This is a genomic window from Sinomicrobium oceani (assembly GCF_900119185.1).
In the GTDB taxonomy this organism is placed as follows: Bacteria; Bacteroidota; Bacteroidia; order Flavobacteriales; family Flavobacteriaceae; genus Sinomicrobium; species Sinomicrobium oceani.
The window spans coordinates 17,414-37,031 of record NZ_FPJE01000018.1 but is presented as its reverse complement, the minus strand read 5'-3'; the positions used below and the strand labels follow the sequence as shown (position 1 = coordinate 37,031).

The 19,618-nt window shown below is 42.0% G+C and carries 16 protein-coding genes; 13 read left to right on the top strand and 3 right to left on the bottom strand.

What is annotated here, in order from left to right:
• Positions 1–52 precede the first annotated feature (52 nt).
• Positions 53–541 carry a hypothetical protein gene (locus BT112_RS15505; protein WP_139276262.1) on the top strand — a complete coding sequence of 163 codons (489 nt, stop codon included), beginning with the start codon at positions 53–55 and terminating at the stop codon, positions 539–541.
• Positions 542–803: 262 nt separating this feature from the next.
• On the opposite strand, the gene BT112_RS15500 is transcribed toward BT112_RS15505, so the two are convergent.
• Entirely contained in the window at positions 804–4,385 is a 3,582-nt protein-coding gene (locus tag BT112_RS15500; RefSeq protein WP_083564962.1) for an amino acid adenylation domain-containing protein, read from the bottom strand.
• 370 nt (positions 4,386–4,755) lie between these two features.
• Here BT112_RS15500 and BT112_RS15495 point away from each other — a divergent pair, with 370 nt between their 5' ends.
• The 5 genes from BT112_RS15495 (at position 4,756) to BT112_RS15475 (ending at position 9,419) form a co-directional block, all read left to right on the top strand.
• The gene (locus BT112_RS15495; RefSeq protein WP_072318299.1) at positions 4,756–5,697 is read left to right on the top strand and encodes a hypothetical protein; all 942 of its coding nucleotides are present in this window, start codon (positions 4,756–4,758) and stop codon (positions 5,695–5,697) included.
• A 290-nt stretch (positions 5,698–5,987) separates the two neighbouring features.
• A complete protein-coding gene (locus tag BT112_RS15490) occupies positions 5,988–6,830 on the top strand; it encodes a sialate O-acetylesterase (RefSeq protein WP_072318345.1) in 843 nt (280 codons plus the stop codon).
• A 534-nt stretch (positions 6,831–7,364) separates the two neighbouring features.
• Positions 7,365–7,997, top strand: a complete 633-nt coding sequence (locus tag BT112_RS15485; RefSeq protein WP_072318298.1) for a hypothetical protein — start codon at positions 7,365–7,367, stop codon at positions 7,995–7,997.
• A 436-nt stretch (positions 7,998–8,433) separates the two neighbouring features.
• On the top strand, positions 8,434–8,967 hold the full coding sequence (locus BT112_RS15480; protein ID WP_072318297.1) for a Crp/Fnr family transcriptional regulator: 534 nt from the start codon (positions 8,434–8,436) through the stop codon (positions 8,965–8,967).
• Positions 8,968–9,035: 68 nt separating this feature from the next.
• Positions 9,036–9,419: a nuclear transport factor 2 family protein gene (locus tag BT112_RS15475; protein WP_072318296.1), complete on the top strand. Its 384-nt coding sequence runs from the start codon at positions 9,036–9,038 to the stop codon at positions 9,417–9,419.
• A 167-nt stretch (positions 9,420–9,586) separates the two neighbouring features.
• On the opposite strand, the gene BT112_RS15470 is transcribed toward BT112_RS15475, so the two are convergent.
• On the bottom strand, positions 9,587–11,719 hold the full coding sequence (locus BT112_RS15470; RefSeq protein WP_175545806.1) for a S41 family peptidase: 2,133 nt from the start codon (positions 11,717–11,719) through the stop codon (positions 9,587–9,589).
• Between the two features lie 683 nt (positions 11,720–12,402).
• On the opposite strand from BT112_RS15470, the gene BT112_RS15465 reads away from it, so the two are divergent.
• The 5 genes from BT112_RS15465 to BT112_RS15445 all read left to right on the top strand — a co-directional run bounded on the left by BT112_RS15465 (position 12,403) and on the right by BT112_RS15445 (position 16,649).
• On the top strand, positions 12,403–12,612 hold the full coding sequence (locus BT112_RS15465; RefSeq protein WP_139276260.1) for a hypothetical protein: 210 nt from the start codon (positions 12,403–12,405) through the stop codon (positions 12,610–12,612).
• Positions 12,613–12,891: 279 nt separating this feature from the next.
• Positions 12,892–13,251 (top strand): hypothetical protein, encoded by a 360-nt coding sequence (locus BT112_RS15460; RefSeq protein ID WP_072318293.1) that lies wholly within the window; start codon positions 12,892–12,894, stop codon positions 13,249–13,251.
• Between the two features lie 62 nt (positions 13,252–13,313).
• Positions 13,314–13,547 (top strand): hypothetical protein, encoded by a 234-nt coding sequence (locus BT112_RS15455; RefSeq protein ID WP_072318292.1) that lies wholly within the window; start codon positions 13,314–13,316, stop codon positions 13,545–13,547.
• A gap of 95 nt (positions 13,548–13,642) precedes the next feature.
• Positions 13,643–14,845, top strand: a complete 1,203-nt coding sequence (locus BT112_RS15450) for a TlpA disulfide reductase family protein (RefSeq protein ID WP_175545805.1) — start codon at positions 13,643–13,645, stop codon at positions 14,843–14,845.
• Between the two features lie 280 nt (positions 14,846–15,125).
• On the top strand, positions 15,126–16,649 hold the full coding sequence (locus BT112_RS15445) for a DUF6734 family protein (protein ID WP_139276258.1): 1,524 nt from the start codon (positions 15,126–15,128) through the stop codon (positions 16,647–16,649).
• Positions 16,650–16,757: 108 nt separating this feature from the next.
• On the opposite strand, the gene BT112_RS15440 is transcribed toward BT112_RS15445, so the two are convergent.
• Positions 16,758–17,609 (bottom strand): glycosyltransferase domain-containing protein, encoded by an 852-nt coding sequence (locus BT112_RS15440; RefSeq protein ID WP_072318289.1) that lies wholly within the window; start codon positions 17,607–17,609, stop codon positions 16,758–16,760.
• A 298-nt stretch (positions 17,610–17,907) separates the two neighbouring features.
• Between BT112_RS15440 and BT112_RS15435 the strand changes: the two genes are divergently transcribed.
• Positions 17,908–18,216, top strand: a complete 309-nt coding sequence (locus BT112_RS15435; protein ID WP_072318288.1) for a hypothetical protein — start codon at positions 17,908–17,910, stop codon at positions 18,214–18,216.
• Between the two features lie 119 nt (positions 18,217–18,335).
• Entirely contained in the window at positions 18,336–19,526 is a 1,191-nt protein-coding gene (locus BT112_RS15430) for an ATP-binding protein (protein WP_072318287.1), read from the top strand.
• The last annotated feature ends 92 nt before the right edge of the window (positions 19,527–19,618 follow it).

Below are 19,618 nucleotides of genomic sequence, written 5' to 3'. Positions count from 1 at the left end.
ACATTTGTTGACGGACGGAAGCGGGATTGGAGTATATTTGTGTTTGGGCCGTATGAACACACCCTCAGAAACCATGATCCGTCCATGCCAGGTATTTCACCTTATCAGTTACCTTCAATACCCATTTATGCTGGTAGCAACAGGGTATTATATTCCTTTTGTCATTTCTCTTGCACAACGTCATCCCGACTGGGGCTATCTGAATTATGCCCTGCTGTTATTCGGTGTGGCACTGAGCTTTTCGACTTTACAGGATACGGCTAAAACCCAAAATAAATTTTCGAAAAAAATATGGGAAAGCCCCGAAAAGGGGAGAATGGCCCTGCTGCTGCTCGCTATGCTGGCTTTCGGGTTTATCGCTTGCGGTCTTTTGATGCACTGTTTTTCATCGTCGGAAGTCACGTCGAATATCGCGGTAGGGGTGATCGTTCTCGGAATCGGATTTGTCGGGGTGCTAAAGTCGGGTATAGAGATGTTTGAAAACCACCGAAAAGACAAAAATATAACCCAGGACAACCCGGAGCACCAGGACGGTTTATAGCATAGGCTTAAGCACACCCGGGCGTTGCCAGGGCCAGGTTTTGTTGCCCGTGCGATGTGCCAGGGGACGGCCTTGGAGTATATTAAATCAAAATATGCGTTTCAAGCGCTTTTACAATGAGGAAACTCGATAAAGCAAGCGCTGCAACAGGCCGGTGACCATGGCTCAGCGCTTGCCGGCCCGAGGTAGGAAACAACGCAACAGTAACCATAGAAAAAGGCCGCTTTAAACGCTTTAGGCGGTCTCTTCTGTATTTTAAGGTTTATGAAAGTGCTGCCATAACGGGTTGTTGTTTTTCCACGATCCGGGCCATAAACCAGACAAAGGGTTCTACCTGCCCGCTCAGCACACAGGAACCTGTGCTGATACCGTACAGCAGTTCCTGTATGTCTGCGTTTTGCAGGGCGGTAACCGTCCGGTTGTCTTTGAGCAGCAGGGTACACCGGGGAAGATCGGGGATATCTTCGGCAGCCGTGGTAATTTCCTGTTTACGGATAATTATGGAAGACGGGTTTTCCTCGTCCGCAGTACGTACGGTTAGCACGAGATCGGGAGTTTGCCGCACGGGGGTTCCGGCTAATGAGGCCCGGAGGTAGGCTACAAAATCGTGCTGCCACTTTTCTATGTCGGCCTGCATGGCTATCCGTGTTTCTTTGTCGGTATTCCGGCTACTTTCGGAGGGCTTCTGCGCACGGACCTCGTGTTCGGCAGCGATCAGCGCATCGAGGGTTTTGTCCACATCGTCACGGGTATGGGCGGAGGAGCATATCAGCCGGAGGCGCCCCCTTCCGTTTTCTACGATAGGATAGGTAACTGCCGAGGTTTGAACACCGCGTTTGTACATGCCCTGTACGATGGCATATAAGGTATCCTTGTCGCTGAAATGCGGGGTTACGATAGGACCGTCCCCTGTGCCGAGGTCATAGCCGGCTTCGGTAAACCGGCGGCGCATATAACGGGTCGTATCCCAGAGCCGTTCCCGCAGTTTATCGTCTTCGCGTAACCGTCGTAAGGCGGTAAGCGCCGCAGCCATGTCGGCCGGACTTACAGAGGCCTGGAAAATATAGGCCCTCGATGATGATTTCAGCAGATCTATATGATCTTTTCTGGCGGCGACTACGCCCCCGAGGCTACCCAGGGCTTTGCTGAGTGTGGTCATAATAAAATCGACTTCTTCGGTAACCCCCTGTGCGGCACAGATACCCGCACCGCCTTCGCCGTAAAACCCGAAGGAGTGGGCCTCATCCACCAGCACCAATGCGCCATACGCTTTTGCCGTACGTACAATGTCTGCCACGGGCGCAGCACCTTCGCCCATACTGTATACCCCTTCGAGAACCACAAGGACCGTACGGTACGGGGATACTTCCGATTTCAGTACGGCTTCGAGGTCGGAGGCGCTGTTGTGCCGGAATGTCCGGATCGCAGCCCCGCACAGGCGGGCGCCGTCTACGATAGAGGCGTGACAGAGCTGATCGATGACCACGACATCATTCCTGCCGAGAAGCCCTGCTACGGCGCCGACATTCGCGGTGTAGCCCGTAGGAAAAAGGCAGGCCGAGGGTTTGCCTACCAGTCCGGCAAACTCTTTTTCGAAGGTAACATGCAGGTCGGTCATCCCGGAAGCTGCTGCGGAAGTTCCCATACCGCTCCCGAACTGCTGCAGCGCTTTACCGGCTTCTGCGATCACCTCTTTGTCCCGGTTCAGCCCCAGGTAGAGGTTGGTGGTCCATATAATAGCTTCCTGTTCTTCGTCTTTATAGGCATCGGTAACAGTACCCCGGGTGGCGCTCCCGGTACGGAGTACTTTGCTGTACGGATTACGGTCCTGGTCGTTGACCATACGCAGCACTTCCCGTACCAGTTTGCTCTTGTCGTTGGCAGACCAGGAGGATACTTTTGCCGCCTGAAATGTGGGGTGGCTGGAGCGGATGTGATCCTGGAAAGTCCCCAGGGTATCCGATGCAACTTTACAGGGTGGTCTTCCCGGGGTGTCAGCCGTACCGTTGTCTTTACGCTCCAGGATATGGCGGGAGAGCGCTCCGGGAGAGGGGTATTCCATGGCTACGGTAGCAGAAAGTTTCAGGTTGAATAGTTTGGAAAGCCGGACACTCAGTTCGAGGCTCGACAACGAATCGAGCCCCAGGCTGTCGAAGGAATCGTCCGTCAGGATATATCCGGGGTCGGGGAGATTGAGAATGGCGGAGACCTCGTTACGGATTGTGGTTTGTATGGCATCCTTGCGGTGGCCCGGCAGGTTTTGCGATAGGGTTTCGCGGTGTTCCCGTCCGGGATCGGCAAGGTGTGTTAACCGGTTGCGATCGAGCTTGCCGTTGGGTAAGAGGGGGAGTTCTTCCAGCGGAATGATCCGCTGCGGGACCATATAACCGGGCAACTTTTTTGCGAGATGTTTTTTTATGTCTTCACTGCCGACCGCTGTATGGGAACTCACGATATAGGCGACGAGTATTTTCTGTCCCGTACCGCCATCGATGGCGGCAGCGGCCGCTACGGTAATGCCGGGGATAGATTCCAGTGCGGTTTCGACCTCTTCCAGTTCGATCCGGAAACCCCTGATCTTGACTTGCTGATCGATACGACCCAGAAATTCGATATCCCCGTTTTTATTTCTCCGGCAAAGATCGCCGGTTCTGTACAGTCTATGCTCCGGAATGGTATCGGTAGGTTTCATGCTGATAAAACGTTCTGCGGTACGTTCTTCGTCAAACAGATAGCCTTGGGCAAGTTTGTTTCCGGCCAGGAATAGTTCGCCTTCCGCCCCCCGGGCAACCGGGTTCATCGTTTCATCGAGAATATAGGAACGGGAATCGACGACCGATTTTCCTATGGTGATGTTCCGGGTGTCCTTAAAAATCTCGGTAGCTGTGGAGAAGACGGTATCTTCGGTAGGACCGTAGGCGTTGAATACCCGCGACCCGGTATGCAGTGCAAACCATTGGTCGGCCAGTGGCTGCTTCAGTGCTTCACTGCCAAACACGATAGTGCGTATGCCTCGCGGAACCCATCCGGAGGCGAGCAGTGCCTGTATGGCAGAGGGCACGACCACGCAGCTTTTTACCAGGTTTTTTGCTGACAAGGCCGGCAGGTCGAGCATGTTTTCTGCAAGGACCACTGTTCCGCCCAGGGTTAAGGTCCCCAGGATTTCCATAACAGAGGGGTCGAAACAGACGGAGGTTGCGGCCAGCATACCCTCCAGGGCTTTGGCATCCAGGATGTCGGCCATGGCCCGGGTCATGGTCACCACGTTGCGGTGCGTTACAGCCACTCCTTTGGGGCGACCCGTAGAACCGGAGGTATAGATGACATAGGCGAGGTCGTTTGCAGAAGGGCCTGGAGGGGGTGTGGTATTTTCCGTTTTTACCTCGTTGAGCCATACCAGTTCGTCTACACCCGTACAACGTGCTGCACAGTGCTCATCGTCTACTATAGCTGCCACGGCACGGGAATGTTCCAGCATGTAGCGTACGCGATCTTTCGGGTAAGCAGGATCGAGCGGGACATAGGCACAGCCGGCCTGTAATATGCCCAGCAGGGTAGCTGCCAGCTCCCAGTGGCGGTGCATACACACCCCGACAAGCGATCCGGATGCCACACCGCGTGCCGCGAGTTCTCCGGCAATAGCATGGGCCCGGTCCGTGAGTTGCCCGTAGGTCACAGTCCGGTTTCTATCGATAATTGCCGTACGCCCGGGTTGTGCCTGTGCGTTTTGTGCAATGAGTCCGCAAATGGTGGCTGTAGCGGGATGTTGTTGTTCGTTGGAAGCACGTCCCGTGGTTTGGGGTTTCGTGGAGTTTCCGGTAGGGGCATCAAATCTTTTTTCCATAAGTAGGGGTATATAGGGTTTTAAAAAAGGATAAAATACCATTTGGCTGGTAAGCTGTCCTGTACATTTGGGTTCGTCGTTGTTGCCTGGCAACTTTACGTACTATAATCAGAATTTTTTCTGCCATTTAATATTAGAAAAAATATACAGATCAGCCCGGCATAATATCTTAAAAGTTCCGGATTTTTTCCGGATATGGGAATTTTAAGAAAAGTAGAAGCAACTATCATAAGCCGGGGCGCTGTTCCGTTGAGGTTGTGGAGGTGTTTTTATACCGGAGAGGCGGTAGTTGAAATTCGGATAGTATCTAAGAGCTTTATTTTTTGTGGTCCCGGCAGGATTATTGTTAAGGGATTAGAAAACTGTTTCTATGCGGAAAATACAGACTCCTTTTTTTATCACCTTATTGCAAATTATGATTTTTTGCAGTTGTCAGCCGGACAAAGAAAAAGACGATCCGGAGTACCTGTTGCAACCCTTTAGTACTACGCAAACACAATGTTTTGATATCGGTACCGGCGATGCTATAATGCTTACCGGGAAAGCAGGAACTAAAATATGGTTTGAGCGGAATTTTTTTAACCTTGGTGAAGATCAAAACGTAACGTTGGTACTACGGGAGTTTTATGATTTTCGGGAGCTGTTGTTTCACCGTATCAATACGATAACGGACGATAACAGGTTACTGCGATCTTCAGGTGTGGTATTCCTGGACCTTATCGACGAAAAAGGAGCATCTGTTTCACTGCGGAAAAATCAAAGAATCCCTATACACTTCCCAGATAATCGCCTTGCAGGGCATCAGATTTTGTATGCGGATGCGAAGTCTCCCGGTGATATACGATGGAAGTTAGAGGAATCTCTCTATGTTTCCATAATTGCATTTGATACGGAATACCGTATAGATATGCCCAAAACTATTCCGAGGGACTCGCTTTCCCGTTACCATGAGATAGCTTATGAAAAGATCGGTTATCCCATCATGTCAGATAAGTTGAAATGGATCAATATAGATGCCTTTGTAGAGCCGGATGGTTACCTGGATGTTGAGGTAGAGATTTCCGGAAAAACATGCGATTATTATACTTTTTATGTGCTCTACAAGGGCATAAACTCTTTTATATCGTACCAAAAAGCGAGTGAAGACCTTTTTTTGTCAGAAATTCCTATAGTCCGGAACACCCGCTTACTGGTCGTTGGCCAAAGGGATGATGTGTTTTATTTTGGGGAAACGGTCTTAAAAAGAAATACGAAAAGGGTGCTTATCCAGACCAAACCGATAGGTGAAGATGCGCTGAGGGAGCAGTTTTAAGAAAGGGGCCGGATTATACTTCTCCCGGGGCAGGGTGCACCTTTTATAAAAGCGTGGTTGTTACACAAACGAAAGTACCCAATATGACCTTTTTCGGAGATAAATTAATCGGTAAAGCAGTGAAAATCGGATAGGGGGAGTACAGGGGGCACTCCAAACGTCTTTTGTTATGAAGAATCGTCAGGAAGGATAAAAATCGGGGATGAGGAGTTTTTAGTCTGTTGAAAAAGTTGAAAATGGGCCCGGCAGGCTGAAAATATATTTTATTTTTGCCGGAAACCGATAGCGATATGTTGCATTCATTTTTAATGATAGGTCAATCCAATATGGCGGGCCGCGGATTTTTAAACGACGTCCCATTGATTTACAATCACCATATCAGTATGCTTAGAAACGGACGCTGGCAAACGATGTGGGAGCCTGTAAATTACGATCGCCCCAATGCCGGTATAGGCCTTGCTGCTTCTTTTGCCGCTGCATGGCATTTGAGTAATGAGACCGGCAAAATAGGTCTGATTCCCTGTGCAGACGGGGGTACGAGCCTGGCGGATTGGGATGTAAACGGAGCGTTGTTTCAACATGCTGTTTCCCAGGCAAAGCTTGCTCAAAAAACGAGCAGTTTACAAGGTATCCTCTGGCACCAGGGGGAAAATGATTCGCAACCCGACAATGCCCGGTATTACGGTGAAAAATTTGCGGTTATCATCAAAACCTTAAGGGAGGAGCTCGGTGTGCCGGATATCCCTCTGCTTATCGGGGGGCTGGGTGATTTTCTTACAGAAGGTGTATACGGGGCTTACTTCGCATCTTATACCGAGGTAAACCAGGCATTGAAAAAGTATGCTGAAAACAATCCGAATTGCTATTTTGTCACGGCTTCCGGCCTGACGGCCAACCCGGATAAGATACATATAGATGCATCTTCTCAAAGGATTTTCGGGGTTCGCTATTTTGAAAGTTTTCAAAAAAGACAACATGTTTTTGAGCCGCTGAAAAATGAAACTGAAATGGTGGAACAAATATACCGGCGCCAGCTAAGTCCGGCAGAAGAAAAAGGACTTGCCGATATCGAATTCTCCATGGGTAAATTGTCGGTAGACGCGTATAAGGCTAAAATCTCGACATTGATGTGACATAGTTTCCTTGTCCATAAAAGACAGGTTAGGTTAACAATAGGTATACTATCGTCTACAGCTGCCCGGGAGCTCGAGGAGATTTTAAAATTCGTGTTCTATATTTTTCAGGGGTTGTACCATTCAGGGGCAGCTTATAAGTTTGGGCCGTTACCACAAAGAAAGTCATCATGTGCTCTCCTGATATCCGCACGGATTACTCCGGATGCTCTGGGATCGTCGCTGTTTTGCCTGGAATTCTCATTAACCGGGGTAGCATCCTAAAAAGCACCGGGAGGTTATGCCGGTCGTATCATGATTAATGCATAATTTTAACCCTGATATCTTAAATTTTCGAGAACCGGGATCATTTTGATCCGAAAAAACAAATACTCGTAAAACAAAACGTACTATAGTACCGTTTTCTATCGCGTAGTACTCAGGTTGCCGGCCTCCGTGCTCCGGTGATGATCACAGCCATGAATATTATCGGTTTCAGTATGAAGTTCCGCAACCGTACCACAATGAAGTATCCGTAGCTAAAACCATACACCCATGAAAAACGTACATGTCCTTTTACCGATCCTCTTTCTTTTTATGGGGTGGGTACCCGTAAATGCCCAATATAAGCAGGAAGAATATCAAAAACACCCGCTCCAGAAGATCTTTCCGGAGCAACAGTTCGATTCGGTTGCCGCTATAAATGCCCTGGCCCAGGGCGATGCGACCGTAAAAGGTGTGGCTTTTACCAAACCTAAAAACAACCTGGGGTTTAAAGCTCCGTTGGCTAACAGGATTTTTGCCAACCATATTACGGTAGAGCTGTTTCCGTATACGCCTTATTTTGAGGAGTGGTATGAACTTAAAAAGAAGAAGGAAAACGTCAAGAAAAACAGGATTGTTTATATGGACAGCATTGCGTACCGGTACAGGTTGTATTGCGAAACCAATGCGCGGGGAGAGTTTACGTTTCCCAAAATGAAACCCGGAAAATACATTATTATGGGAACGTTACCCTGGACCTCCGGAGGTTCCTATGACCAGTATTCCGGAAGTGGCTATGGCTCCTACGGGGGAAGGGTAGACTATTACGAGCGCCAGTATTATACGGTGTCTCACAGCGATTTCCTGATGCGTATTATAGAGGTGGAACCGGGGAAAGAAACCATTAAAGTGAAACTGAAATAATCGTTTCCCAATCCCGGGGATGTCAGGGTAAGGCGCCCCCTAAACAAAAACACTTTCAAATATTCTGTATTTTCCCGGATTGCTAATAGGCCATTACGGTTATGCGAAAAGAAAGTAAACAGTACTTATCTTAGCACAACCTTTTGCGTAGGTTACATCTGCGCTGAGATTACCTGTACGGAGTCTATCGAAGTACAGCCTTAGGTAATTGGGCACTTCGGTAAGCTCAGTATCAACATAACCGAGGCTATGATTGGGTTATGAACTTTACAGCAGGCTGAATTGGAGTTTATGGGAAGCGTATCGAAACCATGGATGGTATTGCCTTTAGTGGAAAAACCGGTCTGTACAAAGGTAAAATGGTTTCAAAAAGGTGTACACCAGAATATTTACCGGAGTTTATTGCCATGGAAAGTAACAAAAGAAATTTATAAATATGCCTGATGTCAATAGCACCTTTTATCATTTGCTTGAAGAACATCTTACACCAGAATATGCAAAGTCAAAAGCGATGATCATCCGGGAAGGAAAACGTTCGGGAAAGTTTTACTATCTGAAAAAAGGTATTTTACGAGGGTGGACGCTTCACGAAGGCAAGGAAGTTACTTTTCAGTTCCTCTTCGAAAATCATTTCTTCTGTAGCATGGAAAGCTTTTGGTATAACAAGCAAAGCCTTTATTCTGTTCAAGCGATTGAAGATGTAGAATTATTAGCAATCGATAAACAAAAAACAATGGAACTCCTGGCGCAAAAACCTGCCTTATTGGCAACTTTTAATGAATATTTGATGAACCGCCTGTTAACCTATCAAAAAATGCTTATTGACAGAATAAAAGACAAGCCCGAAAAAAGATATCAGGAGTTGTTAGATCGGGCTCCGGAGATTTTCCGTCGGGTACCACAACATTATATTGCCTCATATTTGGGCATCACATCCGTTTCTTTAAGTAGAATACGTAACCGACGTTAATTAACAATTGTTATCTGTTTCGTTCTTTCCTGTTCTTAGTTTTGTTTCGAACATTAAATCTTAATGCCATGGAAGCAATAGTAAAAGGAATGCTAAAAGACATTATCGAAAACCCGGTGTATGACGAAAAATTGATTCATCAGTATTTTACGGATAATTACACGCAAACCGTTGATCACTCCACTTTAGATTTAGCACATTTTAAGCAACATATCAGAAAGCTGAAAGACTTAATCAAGCATGTGCACGTAGAAGTCATTAACTGTGCTGGTAATTCCAATACGGTTTTTACCAAACACCACGTCTATTCCGTATTGCGAGATGGTACTACAAATACGCATAAAGTATTGGCGGAGTTTAAAATCCGGCATGGTAAAATTGCCTGTTGTGATGAATTAACTTTTCTTATAAGCGGTTCCGGGTCGGGCAAAGACCTGGGTTCGGTGTTATAATGAATAATTTATCCGGGAAACTATCTAATTTTGTCTGTAAGGCGTCCCTAAGAGGCTATAGCCTTCATTTTATGCTGTTAAGGTTGTGCGAAGCATGGCAAGGTAACGTGCACTTACGGTCTCCATGGGGTGTTATCTCCGTGCAGAGTTTATCAAAGGAACAGGCTTTAAATAGACTCCAGGTATCGAATGGCAAAATCCAGCACTTCATCTTTATTTTCTTTTAAGCCTTCGATCGTTTCTTTCCGTTCGATATCCGGGAGTATGCCCCTTGCATAGACTTTTTCGCCATTTGGTTGTACCAGATATAATCCTGTCCATAAAAATTTCAACCCCCCTAATAGCGAGCTTTTATTATAATTTCCATTAGCTCCGGCAGTAGGTTCACCGATAATGGTGCCTAATTTATAGCTTTTGATATACCCCAATAAACTTTCGGAATAGCTAATAGCTTTACCATTGGTTAAAAAAACAATGTTTTTCTGGCCCAAATAAGGTTTTTTGGGGTCAAGACGCCAATCTCCTTTTATATAACCGGCAACATTATCCTGGTCGGGATAGATATATTTAGGCAACCTCATCCACGAAGATGCCGTATCTTTTTCTTTAAGTAAATAGGAAATAACATCCGAGGAGAGATTTGGATAGGGATATCCTCTCAGGTCGAAGATAAGATTTTTGGCTTTAATCAATCTCGGAATTAAATTGTTAAAAGCCTCAATATCATTCATGGTAAGGTTTATATATTTTGTATCCTTTGAAATATCCTTGTATGCCGGCCTGTACCAATTTTTTCGCTTTCCATCATTATAAATGGTATCGGTATACGAAAGCGGGATGGTTTTGCCATTTACCCGGACCGTGATCTCCTCACCGGGCTTTCCGATGACCGATTCTTCCGCAAGTCTCACATGGAGCCAGCCCGGGGTTCCGGCAGATATTTTTGACCGGAACCTGTCTAAAAAGGTATCGGGATCTTCCCCGTTTATTTTAACGACCACATCGCCTATATGTACAGGTAATTTCTCATCTAAAACATTTGTTATTACCAGCTGGTCTTCCAGAATATCCCAGGCCACGGGGAGCCTTCCTTTTTCCTTATCATACCCATCGATTCTGGTGTGCCCATCCTTTAGCCTGGCAACCATCTCCTCGAGAGTTGCTACATGATCGGCAAAAGTCCGGTCTTCATAGGATTTTACAATAGCATTTCTAAGCTCTTTTTCCCAGTCTACATCCAACTCTTTTAAATAGGGATGAAAATGCTCGGCAATGTTATACACCTTGATGACATTGGCAATTCGGAAACCCAGTCCGCTGGTATCAATTTTAGTTTTGTTAAGCTTTTCCTTGAATTGAGCAAAATCGCGATCCGGGACTATAGGGAGCGTTTTTTCATGCTCCAGGCAAAGGGTTACGGGAAGTTCACAATAGGTTGCATTACCTAATTTTTTTGTGAGGATTTGGTTTGGTTTTGGAGTTTCTTCAAATAATTTATCTTCAACTTTTTCAATAACAGAATCTGTAAATTTTAAGGCTATGGTTGTATTTTCTTTATCGGTTTGCTCCTTCTCAGGTAAGAATGCATATCCGCTTCCCTCGCGTTCCCAATCCATTGATAAGTCCATCGGGCTGCCTTTACTGAGGATAAGTTTTTCAGAATTCGTATTTGGTTTTCCCTGTGAGATAGAATAGCTGTCTATAAACAGTGTTCCTTGATCCTTAAGGGAGAAGCCAAAAGCAATTTTATTTGCCAAAGAGTCTACCTTCGTGCTGATCGTGTATTCTGCCCATTCGCCGCTCTTTATCGGTTTGCGGGACATCGCATTATAAAATAAGGCCTCTCCGTTCTTATCTGTAATTTTCAATACCAAATGTCCGGTTCCTTTTGAAAATTCTTTCAGGCGGACTTTTGCTCTGAACGCTATTTCCTGTCCATGGTAATCTATAGCACTGAAACTTTTGAGAATTTTGCCCTGGCCGGATGCTTTACTTTCCCGGGTTATCGCATTGACCCTTACACTATAATATATTTTACTGGGATCGTATGAATCCATGCCAAGCCCCTGATGTTGCCAATAGGCCCATTTAACACAGGAATCTGTAGTGTTGATATTTTCAATCGATTGTTTTTCATTACTAAACAAAACCGTTGGGGCAATAGGGGCATATATATTTTTGAGTATGGTATTTATGGAATCTTTACCGGTATTTTCGAGTATTTGCGTTGTTCCGTATACCGAAAACAAATCCCAGTCTATGGAAGCGGCATTGTCGCTGGGATGAAAATATTTTACCAATCCGTAGGATTTTGCAAAAATCATAAGGTTGTCTATCTCCTTTTCCTGCTCAGGATCGTTGAATGTGGTATGATTTGAGCAAGCTGTGAGGAATACTAAAACAAGGACCGAATTTACAAAAGTGCTAAGGGTACGGGGCATTAATTTTAAGGCATAATGGTTTTACAAATGATTGTAAAACAAGGTTTTATTTTACCTGTTTTTCGAAATGGAAATTCTGTTTACTGGCAGGTGAACACCGCGGTCAGCACATGTTTCGGGTTTCTTTATTGTCACCTGGATTCCGTATGATGAGAACAGGCCCTGTTCAAATTACAGGAACAAGCTCCAAACTGACTGCTTTCCATACCTTTTCCGGTGCTGCTTCCAATTTCCTAAAGATACGGTTTTAGTTCTACAATCCCCAAAACTATATCTTGAGAAAACGAACCCGTCTTCTTATGAATATTTTTAACCACTTGTGTACAGGAACCATGCTATATCATCATGGTCTTTTTGTTTTTTAGAAGATAATTCTTATTTGATATAAAATTATTACTTACCAAATAGTTAAGTTGTTTTTTTAAATTGTTTTTGATTTTTACCTATATTATTATAATATTTGTAAATATTTATACTTTTTCAATGCGATTTGATTATATGTGTTCATATTTTTTGTGATGTTAACACCTTTCAGAAGACTTTTGGAACCAAAAGAAAAAGGTCCGGAAATAGATTATTTACTAAAGGTCAAAATTTCCATTCGGACGCTTACTAAAGAAAACGAAGAACATCCTGATTATCCAAGTCTTTTAAGTATTAGTGATATTTTGAACAGCTATGAAATAGAAAATATAGGTATTCAGATGGATCGGGATAAGTTCGGTAAAATCTCAACGCCTTTTATTCCGTAATTGGAAGGAAAGAAGAATTCTATGATTTTTTACTGTTGAAGGATTATCAATTATTTACATCTAAATATCCACACAATAGAGAGCTGAAACAACAATATTCTAAAATAGAGGCGATGCACAGTTGGGTGGAGAAAACTCAAATAGATTTACACCAACTTTTTTCATGTTTTTATACGATGATAATGGGGTTGTTGAATTTTATCAGTTGCCCGAAATATGTTCGGTAACTGATCTCAAATACTTTTATCGTATGACTGCTAAAACCTAAAATTAATTTACATGTCAATAGCCAAGTATTTTTTAAGGTTACAATATATTGATTTTCTGATCCGGATGAAGGCCACGGGTGATCAGGGGACGCTTGCGAGAAAAATTCATCTGAGTAAATCCGGTCTGGCCAATGTGTTAAAGGATATGAAAGGAATGGGGTTTCCGATTAAATATGATAAAAACAGGCAAACCTATTTGTATACGAGGGAAGGAAAGATGGTCAAGGAGTTATTTGTAGAAAACAAAATTACTGCTAAGGCAATATTGACAACAACGGAATTGAAGAAAATAGATCTTTCAGATGTAAAAAACCTTTGTTTTGATGAGATAAAAGTTTTTAGGCCATGTGAAAAAAATATAAAAGATTGAAAATCTACTTATAATATATTCTGATTCTGAATATTTGTAATTATTAATCAAAATTTAATAACATGAAAAAACTAAAATTAAAAGCTCTAAATCTCAATGCAGAAGAATTATTGACCAGGGCACAAATGAAAGCAATTTTGGGAGGTAGTAATGGTAGCGGAGGCAATGGTGGTAGCGGAGGCTTTAACTGTAGTGTGCCGGGTCAGAAATGTACATCTGACAGCGAATGTGGTGGAAACTGTCCGAAATGTGTTAAAATACCACAACAGGACTATAGTATCTGTGCTACTTCTTAGGGGATGTGTACTGTAATTCAATGAAGCATTGAAAAGGTTTACTAAGAATTTTTTCGATGCTTCTTACTTTATATATTTTTAATATATTATTCTCGATGAAAAATTTTTTGTTATATATAATTTGTAGTTTTTCTTTCGGGGCGATATACGCTCAAGCTGGTAAACCTGGGCATGATTTTACGATTTATGGAGAGTTTACAGGCCGGGATACAAAAGCTCTTACTATTTCTTATTTTGATGAGAATGCAATATGGACAGAGGATACGACCAAGATAGAGAACGGAAAATTCGAGTTTCGTGGTTCAATTACCGAACCCACACGCGTAACAATACAGGGTAACACCAAATCGAGAGCGGTTGACGATCCGAATATGACAGAATTTTTTATCGAGCCGGGAATAACCACCATAGCGTTAACAGAACATGACTTTAAAAACGTGGTTATAGAAGGCTCACGTTCCCAGGAAATACTGGAAGAATTGAAACTGTTGAAGAAAACCATTGAAGCCTCGAGTAAACCTGTTAAAAAGGCTTATGGACAAATAAAGGATAGCTATGCGAAAGGAGATACCTCTAAAACGGTGTTGCGTAAAATGGAAAGTCTGAGACGCGAACTTATTCCTTTTCAGGACAGTATTAAAGCTATTGACCTGCACTTTGTAGAAACTCATAACAATACATTTATAAGTTCTTATATATTGGGATATTATGCGGGGAGAATATCCGGGGATTCTCTGGAATATTATTACAGTATGCTTTCTGATGCTGTAAAAAACAATAAATATGGCCGGCAAATACAAAAGAGCTTGATACCTGATGATAAACCTACAGCTGTTGCCGGAAGTGTTGCGCCGGAGATTCTTATGCGTGATATTCATGACAAATGGGTATCCTTGAAATCTTTCCAATCAAAAAAATATGTGCTGCTGGACTTTTGGGCATCGTGGTGTATTCCGTGTGTACGGATGAATCCTTACCTGAAAAAAATGTATGAGACTTATAAAGACGAAGGCCTTGAAATTGTCAGTCTGTCTCTTGATCATAGCAAAATCGCCTGGGAAAATGCAATACAAAAGGAGAAACTGGACAGTTGGTTGCATATTTTGGTAGGGCCTCGCGGAGAAACCTTTGATCATATTAGTCATCAATACGATCTGACTACCATACCTATGTATATTCTCGTTGATAGGCAAGGGGTTATAGTGGGACGTTATAATGTTATAGAACAGAATAGCCCGTTGGTTAAAAAACTTAGTGAAATTTTTAGCTCACCAATATCTGTTGATAAAAAGCAGTAGTATTTTTGAACTCATAGGTTAGAGTTGTATATATGAATCGAAACTTTATGCGTTTATTCATTGTGATCTTAAGTAGGTATTATTACGTGTTGCAGGGCGGGAGATAGTTTTATGACCACACCAATAGGCAACGCTTTACCAAAGCTAAAACTATGATAGCTTTATTAGTATTAAAGATGTTATGTTGATTCTGCTTGTAGTATCCGGTCGTAAAATTTTACCTTGGCCATAATGGTTCTTCTATATGTGTAATGATACAAATCAATAGAACTCTGACTATATGAGAATTGTCCAATCGTTATGGTCTGGTAGTAAGAACTTACTAACCAATAATTTTGGCTGGCATTCTCCACAGTATCATGTAATGGCCTGGACCTTAAGTTGTCTTAGGTTAAAGGAATATTATAAAGATTTGTACCTGTATACAGATACCCACGGATACAATATCCTCATCGATTATTTGAAGTTGCCCTATAAAGGTGTTGAGGTATGTTACGATACGATCAATCACTATCATGAAAGCTTATGGGCTTTACCCAAGATAATGACATATGCATCTCAAGAGGAGTCTTTTATACATGTTGATGGAGACGTGTTTATTTGGGAACGATTTCCTGAGCATTTAGAGGCCGGAGATTTAATTGCACAAAATATTGAACGCGGAACAGACTATTATAAACAAATGATGACTCATCTGGAAAAGGACCTGAAATATATTCCCGATTTCCTCATAGATAATTTAAAGAAAGAATCTATAACGTCTTATAATGCTGGTATTTTAGGAGGGTCCGACATAACTTTTATAAAAGAATATACAAAAGAGGCCATAAAATTTATTAATCATAATCAAAGAGAGGGCTTTAATCCTTCGATTAATTTTAATATACTTTTTGAACAAATACTTTTTGCATCATTAACCGGATCAGAAGAAAAAAAAGTTACTACCTTATTTTCGGAAACATTTAAAGATAGCGGTTATTCGTCCAGCAGGTTTGCTGATTTTTCCGCAGTACCATTTAACCTGAAATACTTACATATTATTGGAACAAAGAAACGAGAACAAGAAATATGCGAACTTCTTAGCCGGATCTTGCTTAAAGAATATCCCGATTTTTTTTATAAAATAGTCTCTCTTTTTCGTCACGAACATGTAAATTTTGAAAAAAAGATCAGTTTCTTTCTGACTCGGACGTACGAAACCTCTAACGTACCTGTCCCTGCTCATAAAAATGAATCTCTATGTAAATCAGATCAACTTGACACTATTAATAAATGTTCGTATTCAAATTCAAAAGAAGTCAATTCATTTGCTGATACGTTGAAAGAATTAAAACAGAAATGGGGAGATATAAAAAATCAGAAATTATTGGATGGAGAGCTGGCTGCTACAGATTTTTACAGTTATTTTTATCTAAAAAAGGAACAGCAAGCTGAAACCCTTGTTCAGAAAAATTGTTATTTGGAAATACTTGAAGAATCTTTCGGTTGGGATAAAGCTGTAAAAGAAGCTATAAACCCTGATCTTTTGGGTGACGAAGTTGAGAATTTCGGACTTGCATATGTACCACGGTTGTTTTTTGAAGGATATAAAGAAGTAGTGATAAGTGAACTTGATTATAATATTTTAATACTTCTGGAAGAGCCTCATTGTATAAATGATATTGTCTTATATCTGGAAAAATGTTTTCCTCCCGGTAAAGGGAAAAGTAATTACGATATCATATATAACCTGACTTTACATCATTTAAAAAAACTTTTTATTCATCAATGTATTTATGTTAAACATCCTACAGAGCAAATATAGGCTTCTGCCAAGAAAATACCGTCTTTAACAGTGCTTCTGTCTGGGGGGAGCCTTACAGAGCATCCCGTAATATGTAATATCTCTCCTACAGGTTACTCAATAATGTCTTTAAAATTCTATAACTTCAGCTCTTTCAATTATTTTTTTTGAATCTAAGATTTCATAAATCCACTTAGGAAAAGAATTTGTAAGATAAAATTCCCGAAATATATGATTGGAAACAGTATTGAAAAAATGTAAATGAACAACGTTTTTTTCTTTCAATGATGCCATCATGTTACGTAACCGATTTTTTTCCTTTTTGTAAAGATTTGATTGCTCCTGATACTGTGTATATTCTCCATAACTTTCTTTAAATAGATCCAGAGGAGTTCCCGTTGTTAAAAATAATCGCGAGTCTGTATCTATTTCTATTTCAGGATACATCGAAAAGTATTTTAAAGTCCAATAATATTGATTACTCCATCCATATCTTTTATCATAATGATCTATAATATCATTTTTGAAACCAAATGGTTCTAAAATCTTTTTAGCATTTAGAGAAGGATTACTCAAGATTTTTAATATATGATTGGATCGGCATATAAATCCTCCGCTGTTTAAATAGTTATTATTATCATTATTTTTTATTTTATGATAAACCGTTGATAAATCGGGTTCCGGAAAACAGTTCGTTTCAGATGAGAAAATGAAGGAGCCTTCAAGTTGGCTATATAGCTCCATAAGCCGGTGGGCATTGTTGAGCATCATAGTATCATAGGCATCCGTAAATAGAATTAATTCATTAGAATTCAGTTGTTTTAAATACGGGATTAATAATTTATCCTTCATACGGTGACTTTCCCAGGGAGCCTTTGCATATAGAATGACGAGATCGAAGCCAAAATATTCGCAAGAAGGAACCAGGAATTTTCTTAAAAAGAAATTATTTAAATCGGTAGCTACAGTGATTATTTTCATATAGAAGTTTTATGGTTTATAAAGATAGGGATGATCTTCGAATATCTCTGTGTAGTTAGGTCATTGCTCCCAACTGCTTACCAGAAAATATAGGAGGGTTAAGAATGTTGTTTTTCATTTTAATTCGCTTTCTATGTCATTTCATAATAATGCGCTGTGATAAACATGAGGGTTTTACTCCAATAAGCACAAAATCAAAAAGCAGTTCATATAATTCCCCCAAATTTGATGAAGAATCTAACACGCCGTTTTTAGGGCACTAATTGATTCCGAGATATCCACCCAACAGCAAGGCAGGATGTTGACCCTTTACGCTCCTGAAGACCAAATGCAAATGGTTGATCATGATGCACCAGGCTATTATTTCCATACCTTTTTGCTTATGGCAAAAGACCGGCTATCGAGCCATACGTTCTTGGATGGGGTTCTTATGAAAAACATCCGGCCACTCCGCTACGGCAAAACGTACAAAATACAGGTCTTCGGTATGGTGGAACTTGTAGTTGCTGCGTATAGGTTAAAGCTACTCAATTTTGTGGTACGGTTGTGGAACTGGCAAGAGGGGAGAGAGAATGTGGTACAATCGCGCACCAATGGGGATGAATGAATCCCATGAATTCACTATTGTTTAAGAATAATTGCACAATAAAATATGCATTAATGAGTCATAGTGCATTTTTAAAAGTGCAAAAAATAACTTAATTTGCACTTTTATATGGTCGTTTTATGGAAGCATTATTAAATAAATCAGTAAGGTTAGTCCGCGGAGTAAAGACAGACAGTGTGCGTTATCTGTTTGATAAGATAGTGTGGAATAATAGATTAATAGGAATTAAAGGTGCCAGGGGAACAGGTAAAACCACTTTGTTGTTGCAACGGTTAAAAGCACTGAGTCTTCCACCGCACCAGGCGACCTACTGGACCTTAGACGATTTGTATTTTACCGATTCGGGTTTGGCAGATACTGCCCGGCTTTTTTACAACAGGGGCGGGAGAATTTTGTTTCTGGATGAAGTACACAAGTACCCTGCCTGGTCGCAGCACATTAAAAACCTTTATGACGAATACGATGATCTGCAAATCATATTTACGGGTTCATCCATTATAGATATAGCAAAAGAAGAGGTAGATTTAAGCCGCCGGGCATTGATGTACACACTTTACGGAATGTCTTACAGGGAATATATGAACTTCAAATACAGATCAGAACTGCCTGTGCTGTCTTTCGGCGAAATAATCAGCGGTACACAGGTATGGCAAGATAAATTTCCAGAAAAATTCCGACCATTAGAATATTTTGCGGAATACCTGCAGCAAGGGTACTATCCGTTTTCACTGGAAGATGAAGAAGGTTTTGCTACACGACTGCAACAGGTCATCCGTATTATCGTGGAGTATGATATGGCACAGCTATCGGGGTTTGATATCAAGAACGCTCAGAAACTGTTACAGCTTTTATACATTCTTTCTGCCAATGTTCCGTTCAAACCCAATATTTCGGAACTGGCCAGAAAAAGTCACATACACCGAAACACCATAAACGAATACCTGCATTTTTTGGAAGAAGCCCAGCTCATACGACTGGTTTACCCGGCAGGAATAAGTGTAAGTACCTTGCAAAAACCGGAAAAGATCTTTTTGAACAATTCCAATCTGGCCTTTGCATTGGCTCCCAATGCTACTGATAAAGGGAATCTGCGTGAAACTTTTTTTGCATCGCAAATGGCAGTACACCATAAAATATCTCTCCCCAAACAAGGCGACTTTACCATAAACGATACCTATGTATTTGAAATTGGCGGAAAGCAGAAAGGTCGCAAGCAGATTGAAGGGATGGAGCATGCCTTTGTCGTTGTTGACGATGTGGACTTTCCCGCACTCCATATTCCACTTTGGGTTTTCGGAATGTTGTACTAACCAAGAAAGCTCAAACGTCTGGGCTGTGAAGTCAGGGGACATTCGCATAACCTATGACATTTCGGAGAGCGGGAAGAGAGAACGCGATACAA